This window comes from bacterium (assembly GCA_021158245.1).
Lineage (GTDB): Bacteria > Zhuqueibacterota > QNDG01 > QNDG01 > QNDG01 > QNDG01.
The window spans coordinates 14,662-28,878 of sequence record JAGGVB010000060.1; the positions used below are offsets into that span (position 1 = coordinate 14,662).

Genomic DNA, 14,217 nt, shown 5'->3' on the forward strand with positions numbered 1-14,217 from the left:
CGGATTAATGCACATTAAATTAACATTTCTTTATAATAATTAACACATATTCATCTTGTTGTTTTTTAATATTTTAAGAGGTTATTAAATTTATTTATTCACATGTTTCAACATCTCTATAAATACTATTATTCTCTTGAATATTTATATATTTTTAGTTACTTTGTCTTGATAAATATGTTTATCATCCCGGAGGAAAAATATTATGAAATTTACAGTTTTACAAAAAAATCTTTTAGATTCACTCCAGATAGTTTCGGGCGTTATACCGGCGAGATCAACAACTCCGATACTTGAAACAATTCTTTTTGAACAGGAGGGTAATTCCCTTAAAATTACCGGTACTGACCTCGAAGTGTCAGTTTCAACAAAGATAAATCCTGAAAGCTTTGAACGGGACGGAGCAATTGCATTGCCTGCAAGGGTTGTCATAGAGACAATAAGAGCTCTTCCTGATATTCCGGTAAATTTTGAATTAGGAGAATCCAATAGATTAAAAATTACAACGGACAGGGGACGCTATCAAATTACAGGTTTTACAAAAGATAATTTTCCTCAGATGGTCTCTATGACAGGAGGGCAGGAGTTTGAGATAGATAATCAAATTCTTGGCAGGATGTTCAGTAAAACAATATTTGCTGTTTCTTCCGAAGAACTGCGTCCCTCTCTTATGGGAGTTTATCTTCAGATGCTGCCGAATGAATTAAGAATGGTAGCAACCGATGGACACAGACTTTCAAAAATTGTCAATAAAGGACTTTCATTTGAAGGTTCTGAAGTGAACATGATAGTTCCTCCCAAAGCAGTACAGACAGCGTTAAAAAATTTGAGTAATCCGGGAAATACAAAACTCATTATAGATGATAACAGCCTTACTTTTAATTTTGGGGATACTACTCTTTACACGAGGCTTGTAGAAGGAGAATATCCTGATTATGAAAAAGTAATACCAAGGGATAATGATAAAATTCTGGCAGTTAACAGAGACCTGTTAATCTCGTCAGTAAAAAGAGTTTCTCTTTTTTCAAGTGCTCTTACACACCAGGTTAGTTTTTCTTTGGATGATGGAAAAATATTTGTAGGCTCGGAAGATGCTGATATAGGAGGCGAAGCCAGAGAGGAACTTGCAGCTGAGTATGCATATGAACCAATGGAGATAGGTTATAACGCTCAATATATAATGGACATATTAAAACATGTAGATACTGAAAATGTAAATTTTCATTTAAAAAGCCCTGTGAGGGCAGCTCTTATCACTCCGGAAGTACAGGAAGAGAATGAAGATTTCAGTATGTTGATAATGCCTATAAAATTAAATACATAGATTATGGAAAATATCAGCAGTATTTTTAACAGAATATTTGTATCGGCAGGTATAGAAAAGCCTGTTAGAAATTATAAGACATTTGTCAGGTGGCCGGATGTTGTAGGTGACAAAATTGCATCTGTAACGGAATTTCTGCGTTTTTCGAACGGCAAGGTTTTTGTGAAAGTAAAAAATGATTCATGGAGGAATGAACTTGTTTTTTACAAGCAGGAGATAATTGATAAAATAAACAGAGACATAGGTTCTAAGGAAGTAAATGAGATAGTTTTACTTTAAATAATAGGATGGTTTCTTCAGTATGACAGAAAAATATGATGCAAAGAAAATAGTAGTGCTAAAAGGGCTCGAAGGCGTCAGGAAACGTCCGTCTATGTATATAGGAGACGTTGCGGTTCGAGGTCTTCATCATCTTGTTTATGAAGTTGTTGATAACAGCGTTGATGAAGCTCTTGCAGGGTTTTGTAATAATATTACAGTAACGATTCATAAAGATGATGCAGTTACTGTATCAGATGACGGCAGGGGAATACCTGTTGATATTCACCCTGTTCAGAACAGGCCGGCTTTGGAAGTTGTTATGACAACCCTTCATGCAGGGGGGAAGTTTGACAAAGATACTTATAAAGTATCAGGAGGTCTTCACGGTGTCGGCGTATCAGTTACCAATGCATTATCGGAAAAAGCAAGAGTGAGAGTGTTCCGTGACGGTAATGTATATATGCAGGAGTATGAAAGAGGTGTTCCTACATGTGATATGATAATTGAAGGGAAAAGTAAAAAAAGGGGTACAGAAACATATTTTAAACCTGATTCTACAATTTTCAAGACATTGAATTTTAAGTTTGAAATTTTAGGCCAGCGTTTTATGGAGCTTTCGTTTTTAAATAAAGGCCTCAAAATCAGACTGATTGATGAAAGGACCGGTAAGGACAAAGAATTTTTTGCAAAAGGAGGTATCAAGGAATTTGTCCAGTATCTCGATTCTACAAGAACTTCCCTTCAAAAAACTCCTATTGTAATTGAATCTGTAAAAGAAGACGTTGACGTAAGCGTAGCGTTTCAATATAATGATTCGTATCAACAGAATGTTTTCAGCTTTGTCAACAACATACCGACTATTGAAGGCGGAACTCATATTATGGGTTTCAGAGGTGCTTTAACAAGAACGTTAAATTTTTATGCACAGAAAAATAACCTTTTTAAAAATTCCTTGAAGAATCTTTCTGGTGATGATGTAAGAGAAGGCCTTACAGCAGTTATAAGCATAAAGGTTGTGGACCCTCAGTTTGAAGGACAGACAAAAACTAAACTAGGCAACAGCGAAGTAAGGGGAATTGTTGAGTCAGTTGTCGGCGAGGGTTTATCAGAGTTTCTTGAACAGAACCCACCGATTGCAAAAAAAATAATTCTTAAAGCATTTACAGCAGCAAAATCCCGTGAAGCTGCACGCAAGGCGAGAGAGCTGACACGCAGGAAATCAGCCCTTGACAGCGGGAGCCTGCCCGGCAAACTTGCTGACTGTTCTATAAAAGATCCCAGTATGTCTGAACTGTATATTGTTGAGGGAGATTCAGCGGGCGGATCTGCAAAAATGGGCAGGGACAGGCAGTTTCAGGCCATACTCCCTTTAAGAGGCAAGATTCTTAACGTTGAAAAAGCCAGCCTTGAGAAAATACTTAATAACAATGAAATTCAGACAATGATTACAGCTCTAGGTACAGGTATAGGATCAGAATCTTTTGATATCTCCAAATTAAGGTATCATAAAATAATTATAATGACAGATGCTGATGTTGACGGCTCTCATATTCGCACTCTTCTGCTTACATTCTTTTTCCGTTACATGAGGGAACTTGTTGATAATGGACACCTGTATATTGCACAGCCTCCTCTTTATCTGATTAAGAAAGGCAAACAGGAGTTTTATGCCTATTCTGACGAGGAAAGAGAGTCTATTGCAAAACAGCTTGGCAATAATGGTGTTCATATCCAGAGATACAAAGGCCTTGGAGAGATGAATCCTGAGCAGTTGTGGAAAACTACTATGGACAGTAACACGAGAACAGTGCTTAAGGTAAATATAGACGATGCTGTTGAAGCGGACCATATTTTCTCTGTCTTGATGGGAGACAGGGTTGAGCCGAGGCGTGAGTTTATTGAGGAGAATGCCCACGAAGTAAGGAATCTCGACATTTAATAAGTCCGCTGTAATAAAATTTAATTTAAAAGAAGTAAGGATTAGGATTTATTTATGGTTAAAAAAAGAGACAGAATTATTCCGGTATATATCGAAGAGGAGATGAAAAGCTCCTACATTGATTATTCTATGTCTGTAATAGTGGCTCGTGCCCTTCCGGATGTAAGAGACGGGTTAAAACCTGTACATAGAAGAATTCTATACGGTATGAAAGAGCTGGGTGTTACATCAGGAAAACCGTTTAGAAAATCTGCACGTATTGTCGGCGATGTTCTCGGTAAGTACCATCCCCACGGAGATACTGCAGTTTATGATGCTATGGTTAGAATGGCACAGGACTTTTCAATAAGATATCCTCTTGTGGAAGGCCAGGGTAACTTTGGTTCCATAGACGGTGATTCTCCTGCGGCTATGAGGTATACGGAAGCAAGGTTGAATCCAATTGCCCATGAAATGATAAAGGATATTGAAAAAGAGACTGTTGATTTTGTACCGAATTTTGATGAATCTCTTAAAGAACCTGTTGTTATGCCGTCTGTAATACCTAATCTGCTTGTAAACGGATCCAGCGGTATTGCAGTGGGTATGGCTACAAACATACCGCCGCACAATATTTCGGAAGTCATAGATGCGCTTATTGCACTTATTAACAGGCCGGATATCCATATAGAAACGTTAATGAAATACATTAGCGGTCCGGATTTTCCTACGGGTGGAATTATTTACGGAGACCAGGGAATTAAGGATGCTTACATGACGGGCCGCGGTAAAGTAGTTGTGAGAGCTCGTGCAAGCCTTGAAAAAGCCCGTTCAGGACGGGAAGCAATTATCATATCCGAGATACCTTATCAACTCAACAAAACAAATCTTATAAACAATATTGTAGGGCTTGTCAAGGATAAAAAGATTGTCGGAATAGCGGATTTAAGGGATGAATCTGACCGTGACGGAATGCGCATAGTTATAGAGCTTAAACGTGATGCTCAGGCAGAAGTAATATTAAACAAACTTTATGTTAAAACTCAGATGCAGTCGACTTTCGGTGTTATAATGCTTGCTCTTGTAAACAGAAAACCGAGAGTGCTTACTCTTAAGGAGATGCTGCAGGAGTTTGTAAATCACAGGCATCAGGTTGTACTGCGGAGAACTAAATTTGATCTTGATAAAGCGGAAAAAAGGGCTCACATTCTTGAGGGCCTTAAAATAGCACTTGATCATATTGATGAGATAGTAGCATTAATTAAAAAATCGAGAAATCCTGAAACTGCAAAGACTGGCCTTATGCGCACCTTCGGCCTCTCGGAAATACAGGCAAAAGCTATACTTGAGATGCGTTTACAGCGCCTTACAGGGCTTGAGAGAAAAAAAATAGAAGAAGAATATCTACGCCTTATTAAAGAGATAGAGCGTTTAAAATCCATTCTTGCAAGCCGTGACAAGCAGATGGATGTTATAAAGAGCGAGCTGAGAGATATTAAGGATAAGTATGGCGATGAAAGAAGAACGGAGATAGTTTCTGAAACAGAAGAGTTCTCAGTTGAAGATATGATAGCTGAAGAAGATATGGTGATAACTATAACTCATTCTGGATATATCAAGCGGTTTCCGGTTTCAGGCTACAGAAGGCAGAAAAGAGGCGGTGTAGGAGTTATTGGTGCAGATACAAAGGAGACAGATTCGCTGGAGCACCTCTTTGTAGCATCAACACATCACCACATTTTATTTTTCACTAATATGGGAAAGTGTTACTGGCTCAAGGTTCATGAACTTCCGCAGGCCGGAAGAGGATCAAGAGGACGGGCTGTAGTTAATCTTATCGCTGTTTCCAAGGGTGAGAACGTAAAAGCTGTTGTTCCTGTTCGCTCTTTTGATGATGAGCATTTTGTTTTTATGGCAACTATGCACGGGCTTGTGAAAAAAACAAATCTCGCAGCTTTTTCCAATCCGAGAAAAAATGGAATAAACGCTATAAATATTCGCGAAGGCGACGAGCTCATCGGGGCAAAGCTTACTGATGGTACAAATGATATTGTAATCGGCACATTTAACGGCAAGGCCATCAGGTTCAATGAAAGCAAGGTTCGTTCAATGGGGCGTACTGCAGCAGGTGTAAAGGGTATTGCTCTTGATAGTAGTGACAGGGTTATAGGGATGGTTGTTGTCCGCAGAGAAGGAACGCTTCTTGTTGTTACAGACAGAGGATACGGGAAGCGGTCCAGTATCTCTGATTACAGAGTGACATCTCGTGGAGGAAAAGGGATAATTTCCCTTAAGACAACCCCAAGAGTAGGAAACATGATTGCAATAATGGATGTTCTGGACGAGGAAGATCTGTTAATAATTACAGAAAAAGGAAAAGTGATACGACAAAACATAGGGAAAATAAAAGTCATCGGCAGGAATACACAGGGAGTACGCCTTATAAGCCTGAATGACAGCGACAGTGTTGCGGATGTTGCCCGTGTTGTTCGTGAGGAAGATACAGAAGAAAATTCAGAGGAAGTAAAAGAGTAACGGTCAAAGTGCCCGGGGCATATACATTTTTCGACCACACCGCTGATGCAGGCCTTAATATCCGCGGAGATTCCTGTGAAGAAGTATTTGAATATGCAGCGCTTGGCATGTGTTCTTTAATTGTTGATCCTGATACTGTAGAAAGAAAACAAGAGATAGAAATAAACATTTCAAGTTATTCTCTTGAGGAATTGTTTTTTCAATGGTTAAAGGAAGTATTATATCAGATAAATTCAACCGGCATGGTTTTCTCATCTCTCCGATTAAAAATAGACGAATTTTCCGGTATAAAAGGAAAAATGTACTATATATCTGCATTTCTTTACGGTGAAAAACTAGATATAGAAAGGCACGAAGTTTGCAATGAAATTAAAGCAGTAACGCGCCATATCTTAAGGCTCAAGGGAGAAAAGAAGGACTGGAAAGCAACCGTAATTTTTGATTTGTAGACAAAAGGTGAAACTCATGTGGGAAGATGAAACAATTGTTCTGGTAACAAGTTTGAAAAAGCGGATATTGGGAGGAAAAGATTCAGTCCGATTTTCCGTAATCTCTTCGGATAAAGGCGTTCCGGTATTTGTAAAAGCTAAATTTAAGGAACGAGTCGAGAAGTATATAGCTGAAGAGTCTCCCCTTTCTCTAAAGTCAACGGCACATTTTGAACTGAAACCTGAAGATTTAAAAAATCTTCGTACAAGGTTTCTCGATGTTCTTCGGCAGGCAGCAAGGTTCCCGAAAGAAGAGATAGAATCTATACTTAGAGATGCACTTATTCTTCGTATAGATTATATTGTAAAACCTGTTGATACTATGAGGCGGCTCCTTTTTAAGGAGAAAGATTCCGTGTCTTATTCGGTAGTTGAGGAGAACCTGACCCCGTTTCTCGAAGTTTTGTCATATGCAGAATATGTACTAAAAAAATGTGCTCTTAAACGTCCGGATTCCATAAGCAGTGAAGTATACTCCGGTATAGTTTCGGACCTTCTGCATTCTATTAATGAACAAGACCCTTTGGGCAATGTGCTTAAAGATTTTTCCGTTCTGCTGAATTTCTTATCAGAGACAAAATCTGAACAGATAACGCGTATCGATGCTGCAATGATACAGGATTTTCTTGCTGACAGAAACCTTATAAGTTTCAGGCGTGCAGTTGATGTAGAAGTTGAACTTGGCAGAAAAGATTTTAGCGCAGAAGACCTGGAAATTACAATTAAGCGTTATCTTGCTTTAAAGAGTGAATTCGGAGAGAAGGAAGAATCCGAAACAGAAGTACAGGTAGCGGAAAAAACTCAGGAACCCGAAGTTGAAACAGCTCCGGAACCAAAATCCGAAGAAACTGAGAAATTAAAACAGGGAAAAGATGAAGATTGGGTTTTTGACGATCTTGGAATGGATACTTCGACAGAATCTGAAAAGGAAGAGGAATTAACAGAGGAGCCGCTGAAAACAGCTGATTCCGAAACGGACGAAGTTGAGCCTGTAGAGCCGGAGAAGGTTGTTGAAGAATCTCCCAAAGAACCGGCCAAGCCGATGAGAATTATCCGCCGTGATCTGAAAGAGGGCGAAGACAAGGCTGCGAAGGACAAACCTTCTGTACAGGAAGAAGTACAAAAAAACACTATAAGATCATATATTGATAAAAAAGCAGAGAAAAGTTTTGTGAAAAAATTGTTTGGTGGCAGCCAGGAAGATTTTGACAAGCTTGTAGGTAAACTTGACGAAGCAGAGAGCTGGCGGGTTGCAAAGATTTTAATAGATAATGAGCTTTTTAAAAGAGATGTTGATCCCTTCTCAAGAGAAGCTATTAAACTGGTTGATATGGTTTATGGCCTCTATTATCCTGAAGAGAGTATTGGGGGAACTAAATGATAAGAAAATTTGTAGTTTTTATATTGATTGCTGTATTTTTTACGGGAGCTGCCCTTGTTCTGGCTGAAGGTTCTCTACAGAAAAAGGGAAGAGTTACGTATGCAAAAGGCAGAGTTAAGAGAAAACCATTAGATCAGGATTTGTGGCACAATGCCCCGATTAACACAGAAGTGCTTTCAGGGGATAAGGTAAGAACCTTTCGTGGTTCACGTGCAGAAATTAATCTTGCTGAACTTGATGTAATCAGGCTTGCACCAAAAACAACAGTTGATATTGTGAAACTTTACCGTGAAATGGAAGATAAAAAGGCTGAAACACAAATTGTAGTTAATTCAGGAGAAATTTGGGCGGATATTCACGAAATAGAATCAGATACTAAATTTGATATATCTTCATCAGTTGCATCTGCTGTAATAACAGGAACCAGGCTGCGGCTAAAAGTAAATGCTGATTCAACCACTACTCTGAAGGTATATAAAGGAGAGGTTCATTTTACAAATGCCCCCGAAAAGACATCTCTTGAACCCAAAACAATCAAACCTCATCAGATTGAAGGGCCGCACGAGATTCAGGGGCCTCATGAAGTATCATTAAAAGAGTGGCTCTATATAGTGAAATCGATGCAGGAGATTACAGTTGATAATAAGGGAAAAGTAGTATCAGCGAAATCATTTGACTTGTCAGACCGGGATGAGCAGACAAAATGGGTAAAATGGAATACAGCAAGAGACAGTGTTAGAGTTCAGAAGTTGAAAAAAGAGAAGTAATCTTCACATATTTAAAAATTATCATAGAGTTTATCACAACCCTGACAGGGTTTAAAATCCTGTCAGGGTTTATATTTTATTAGTGATTGCATAGTAAGGCTTTTTCAAGGGGGAGCACAATCATGGTTTTTGTCAGGTTGAATAAATAAATATTTTTATGCTTGATATGATATGAGAAAAATGCATATATTTTTTAGTTCATTATTTATATGATTTTATAAAAACTATAGGAGGTTATGAATATGACAATACTGAAAGGTTCCCGGGACATTGCAGACCTGTCAGTTAATACAATAAGAATGCTTAGTATTGATGCAATTCAGAAGGCAAAATCAGGCCACCCAGGCCTCCCAATGGGTATGGCAGATTGTGCTTTTGTGCTATGGACAAAATTCCTTTCCCACAATCCTTTAGATCCGCTATGGAAGAACCGGGATAGATTTATTCTTTCTGCCGGGCATGGATCCATGCTTCTTTATTCTCTGTTATATCTGTCAGGATATGATATATCTATTGACGATATAAAAAATTTCCGGCAGTGGGGCAGTAAAACACCGGGGCATCCTGAATACGGTATTCCAGGTGTTGAAACAACAACCGGTCCATTGGGTCAGGGATTTGCCACGGGAGTGGGAATGGCTATTGCTGAAAAAATTCTTGCTGATAAATTCAACACAGAAGATTTTTCTCCTGTTAACAACAGGATTTATGGCATTGTCAGTGACGGCGACCTTATGGAGGGTATTTCTTCGGAAGCAGCTTCCATTGCAGGATATCTTGGGCTAGGAAACATTATTTATATATATGATAATAATAAAATAACAATTGAAGGCTCAACAGATATTGCTTTTAAAGAGGATATTGCCAAACGGTTTGAAGCATACGGTTGGCATACAATTAAGATTGATGGACATAATCATAAAGAGATAGAGCGGGCTCTGAATTCGTCAATCATGGAAACATCAAGACCATCATTAATAATTGCAAAAACTCATATCGGATATGGAAGCCCTTCAAAGCAGGATACGGCTTCTGTGCACGGAGCACCTCTTGGTAAAGATGAAGTTACAGCAACAAAGAAGAATCTCGACTGGCCGCTGTCTCCCGAGTTTTATGTACCTGATGATGTAAAACACTATTTTGAGAAGAGGATAATTTACCTTAAAACAGTATATGATGAGTGGTCGGATTCATTTAAGTCATGGCAGGAGAAACATCCTGATCTTGCACGCCTGTGGGATTCGATTCATGAGCAAGAGATTCCTGAAAATATAGAAGCAGAATTAAAAAAAGCGGTTCCGGAAGAGCCTTTGGCAACAAGATCAAGTTCAGGAAAGATACTTAACAAGGCTGCAGAGCTTATGCCGTGGATATACGGAGGGTCTGCGGATTTGAGTCCGTCTACCAAGACTATTATTAACGGATCAGGTTTTATATCCAAAGATAGTTTTGATGGAAGAAATATTCATTTTGGAATTCGTGAGCACGCTATGGGGGCAATTTTAAACGGAATGTCTCTTTATGGGGGGTTTGTTCCGTTCGGTTCGACATTTCTTGTCTTTTCGGATTATATGAAACCGGCGATAAGGCTGTCAGCTTTAATGAAAAGACAGGTTATATATATATTTACTCATGATAGTATCTTTTTAGGAGAGGACGGCCCGACGCATCAGCCTGTTGAACAGATTGCAGGGCTTCGCTCAATACCCGGGCTTACGGTATTCAGGCCTGCCGACTCCGAGGAGACAGCCCTTTGCTGGGTTAATGCTTTAAACAATAAAAAAGGCCCGTCTGCAATGTGCCTCACAAGGCAGAAAGTTCCGGTTCTAAAGCGTATAAAAACATTGACGGCATCGGACATTAGTAGAGGAGCGTATGTTCTTGCAATGGAAAATGGCAACCCGGATGTGATCCTTGTTGCGACAGGCTCGGAAGTTAGTGTTGCCGTAGAATCAAAAGACAATCTTAAGAAGTCCGGAATAGATGCACGGGTGGTCTCAATGGTATCTCTTGATCTGTTCTTAATGAATGACATGTCTGTGCAGAGTATGATCATTACTGAAAATATACCTGTAGTTGTAATAGAAGCGGCATCTTCACAGGGCTGGCACGCTATAACACGCAGCCCGATACTATGTTTAACAGTTGATACTTTTGGAGCTTCTGCACCCTATGAAACACTATCGGAAGAATTCGGTTTTACACCTGATAGAATTTCGGAAAGAGTTAATACATGGCTTAAGAGAATATAACGATGATTAAGCGCAGTTGTCATTTGTTTATTTTAATTTTTCTGTTGATCGTTTATATCCCGTCTGTTTTCCCGGCTGTAAACAGTTTGATTGAAATCCCGCTTAATTTTAAAAAAGAGGCCGGATGTGTTAATATGCCTTTTAATATTTACGAACCTGACCGGCCTGAAATTGTTCTTGTTTTAAGCGGGGGAGGGTCTCGAGGCCTGGCTCAGATAGGTGTATTAATGGCTTTGGAGAAGAGGGGAATCCCTATAGATGCAATTGCAGGAACCAGCATGGGTGCTCTTATAGGCGGATTGTACTCCCTTGGTTATTCTCCTGCACGGCTGCAGAATATAGTAAAAACAATTGACTGGTCAGCTCTTATAGAGGATGCTCCATCAAGAGAAGAGCTTTTTTTAGGACAGAAAGCGGAACAGGCAAGATCTCTTTTCCAACTGCGCCTGAAACGGTTTTCAATAGATATACCCTCTTCTTATGCAGCAGGACAGAGGCTTTTTAATTTTATTACAGGCCTTGTTTACAGTGCTCCCTATTCAGTCTCTGATGATTTTTTATGCTTTAATATACCCTTTTTTGCAGTTGCCACTGATCTGCTTTCAGGGAAAAAGATAATTTTAAACAAAGGATCTATTGTATCTGCAATTCAGGCCAGTATGACAATTCCGCTTTTATTGGCTCCGGTGGAGCTTGATTCAATGCTGCTTGTTGATGGTGGAATAATTTCAAATCTTCCTGTAAAAGAAGCAAGGCATCTCGGAGATATTCTCATTGCTGTTGATACATCGTCCAAATTAAGGGACAGATCCAGGCTTAAAGCTCCCTGGGAAATTGTAGATCAGGTTACAACAATAATGCAGCAGGGTGTTGTTGCTGACGGGCTTTCAGGGGCAGATGTTAAAATTGTGCCAGATCTTGGGCATATTTCCAATACTGATTTCAGTTGTATTGACAGTTTGATTGCCCTTGGGAGGGAGGCCGCAGAAAGAGTGCTTCCGCAGATCGAATCTAAACTTTTTACACCAGCAAGTAAAAGTATAGACTCTTTGTATATTAAAAATATTGTTATTAGCGGTTGTGATTCTTCAAAGGCAGGTTCTCTGTCAGATGAGATTTCCTTAAATCTCCCATGTCATTTGTCCGCAGACGATGTAAGGTGGGCTGCAAATCAGCTGAACCAGTCAGGCATTTTTTCAAAGATATCAGCACAAGCGGATACAGCAGCAAACACATTGTTTTTTGTGGTAAAAGAAAATCCTGTAATTGAGAAAGTTGTTTTTTCAGGGAACACAATTTATCCTGATTCTCTTCTTTTTAATGTTTTGGGAATTAAACTCAAAAGGCATTTGGATTCAATAAATCTAAAAAGGGGAATTGATTCATTAATAAAATTATATACATCAAATGGATACTCTTTGATAAAGGTTAAGAGCATCGCTTTTAAGAGAGGAACTCTTTCGATATCAATAGATGAAGGATGCATAGGCAAGATTGTTTTTAATGGTAACAGGCATACAAGAGAGTTTGTTTTGACCAGGGAATTGCTCCTTGAGAATGGAGATATTTTCAGCCACCAAAATCTTTTAAAAAGTATTGAAAATCTTTATTCAACAGGGCTTTTTAAGGCAGTGAGATTCGATATTGTACCTCTCGGGAATAAGTATAATCTTGTTATATATCTCAAAGAAAATACATATACACTGATCAGAGTAGGTTTAAGGTATGATATTGAGAGGCAGACCAAAGGTTTCTTCCAGCTTGTCAGAGAAAATTTACTTGGTGTCGGAGACAGAGCATCTCTAAGGCTTTTAAATGGGAGGAGAGATGAGCTTCTCGAAGCACGTATTTCAGCAGACAGGCTGTTTAATACATATTTTACTTATACTGTTGGATTGGAACGAGACACAAAACACAGAGACTATTATTCCGGTTTGGTTCATTTGGGCTCATATAAAAACCGAACTTCACGATTCATTTTTTCTGTAGGGCATCAGATGAAAAAACTCGGTAAGCTGTCTCTTTCTTTAAAAGATGAGCATGTTAATATTACGACTTCTGCCAATACAGGTGATGTTCCTTCCGGGAAGTACAATCTCCGTTCCCTCTCAATAAAATCAGAAGTGGATACCCGTGACAGAGTTCCGTTTTCAACACATGGAAAATATCACATTTTGGAGTACGAGACAGCTGGAAATATTCTTGCAAGCGGTGTGTCTTTTGTAAGGCTATTTTCTTCCACAGAATCGTTTTTCTTTGTTTATCCCGGTGTTATTTTTCATCCCCGTATTTTATGGGGTACTGCAGATCTGACCACTCCTTTTTCAAAAGAATATTTTGTAGGCGGGCTTAATTCATTTATGGGATTTCCCCGTGATGCCCTGCACGGGAAGAGATTTATAGTGATCAATACGGAGATACGTTTTAATCTGCCCCTCAAGCATGAATCATTTTTATCCCTGAGATATGATGTTTCAGGTGTATGGGATAATTATTCAAAAATTGAGGGAAGGGATTTTTACAACGGATTGGGTGTTATTGTATCTACAGATACTCCAATTGGTCCGTTATTTTTAGGGTTCGGTAAATCAGGCCGGTACTCCAGATTTTATTTTTCAATAGGACACGGATTTTAATGCGGCCTGCTAATATTCGTTACTGGTAATTACCCCGCTTTTTATAAAACTGCATTGTTTTATGTATGGTACACAGTATTACTAATCAGGAATAAGCCCCCTTAGGCTCTGTTTTTATACGGAAAATCTTGTAAAATTAGTCCATTCAGCATATAACGCTTGACATTTAACGTTTCGCATTATAACTTATACTTAAGATGTGTTGATGTTATATAAGTTGAGCTTATATTGAATATAAGCATTTCTTTTTGTCAATACTAATGGTTTTTTGAAGCGTGGAGGGTTTATTGTAGCGTGCCAGAGTAATCTATCCCAAGTTAAGAAATTCTGATAATCTTTATAAAAGGATTAGACGATGAATAAAATGAAAAGTCCAGTCCATCCGGGTAAGGTATTATTTGAGAAATTTTTAAAACCCATGGGAATAAGCCAGAATAAAATGGCAATGGACATTAGAGTGCCTCCACGCAGAATCAATGAAATTGTCCTCGGAAAGAGAAGAATTACACCAGATACAGCATTACGCTTTGCAAAATATTTTCACATGTCACCGAAATTCTGGCTTAATTTGCAGATGGATTATGATTTAAATTTTGCCGAAGATAAACTTTTAGATAAAATTAATAAAGAAGTTAACGAGTATAATCAATAAATA

General features: G+C 38.7%; 10 protein-coding genes. All 10 read left to right on the forward strand.

Going from position 1 to position 14,217, the window contains the following annotated elements; genetic code table 11:
- Nucleotides 1-205: 205 nt before the first annotated feature.
- Nucleotides 206-1,324 carry a DNA polymerase III subunit beta gene (dnaN, locus tag J7K93_03680; protein MCD6116093.1) on the forward strand — a complete coding sequence of 373 codons (1,119 nt, stop codon included), beginning with the start codon at nucleotides 206-208 and terminating at the stop codon, nucleotides 1,322-1,324.
- A gap of 3 nt (nucleotides 1,325-1,327) precedes the next feature.
- Nucleotides 1,328-1,603 carry a DUF721 domain-containing protein gene (locus J7K93_03685; GenBank protein MCD6116094.1) on the forward strand — a complete coding sequence of 92 codons (276 nt, stop codon included), beginning with the start codon at nucleotides 1,328-1,330 and terminating at the stop codon, nucleotides 1,601-1,603.
- A 22-nt stretch (nucleotides 1,604-1,625) separates the two neighbouring features.
- On the forward strand, nucleotides 1,626-3,524 hold the full coding sequence (gene gyrB / locus J7K93_03690; protein MCD6116095.1) for a DNA topoisomerase (ATP-hydrolyzing) subunit B: 1,899 nt from the start codon (nucleotides 1,626-1,628) through the stop codon (nucleotides 3,522-3,524).
- Nucleotides 3,525-3,578: 54 nt separating this feature from the next.
- Nucleotides 3,579-6,038, forward strand: a complete 2,460-nt coding sequence (gene gyrA / locus J7K93_03695) for a DNA gyrase subunit A (protein MCD6116096.1) — start codon at nucleotides 3,579-3,581, stop codon at nucleotides 6,036-6,038.
- Between the two features lie 8 nt (nucleotides 6,039-6,046).
- Nucleotides 6,047-6,487, forward strand: coding sequence for an archease (locus J7K93_03700; GenBank protein MCD6116097.1), 441 nt, complete (start codon nucleotides 6,047-6,049; stop codon nucleotides 6,485-6,487).
- 16 nt (nucleotides 6,488-6,503) lie between these two features.
- Nucleotides 6,504-7,907, forward strand: coding sequence for a hypothetical protein (locus tag J7K93_03705; protein ID MCD6116098.1), 1,404 nt, complete (start codon nucleotides 6,504-6,506; stop codon nucleotides 7,905-7,907).
- A complete protein-coding gene (locus J7K93_03710; GenBank protein ID MCD6116099.1) occupies nucleotides 7,904-8,674 on the forward strand; it encodes a FecR domain-containing protein in 771 nt (256 codons plus the stop codon). The genes J7K93_03705 and J7K93_03710 overlap by 4 nt, the downstream gene beginning before the upstream one ends.
- 242 nt (nucleotides 8,675-8,916) lie before the next feature.
- Entirely contained in the window at nucleotides 8,917-10,926 is a 2,010-nt protein-coding gene (tkt, locus tag J7K93_03715) for a transketolase (GenBank protein ID MCD6116100.1), read from the forward strand.
- Nucleotides 10,927-10,928: 2 nt separating this feature from the next.
- A complete protein-coding gene (locus tag J7K93_03720; GenBank protein ID MCD6116101.1) occupies nucleotides 10,929-13,562 on the forward strand; it encodes a patatin-like phospholipase family protein in 2,634 nt (877 codons plus the stop codon).
- 355 nt (nucleotides 13,563-13,917) lie between these two features.
- Complete coding sequence (locus tag J7K93_03725; GenBank protein ID MCD6116102.1) at nucleotides 13,918-14,214, forward strand: HigA family addiction module antidote protein; 297 nt, start codon at nucleotides 13,918-13,920, stop codon at nucleotides 14,212-14,214.
- Nucleotides 14,215-14,217: the final 3 nt, after the last annotated feature.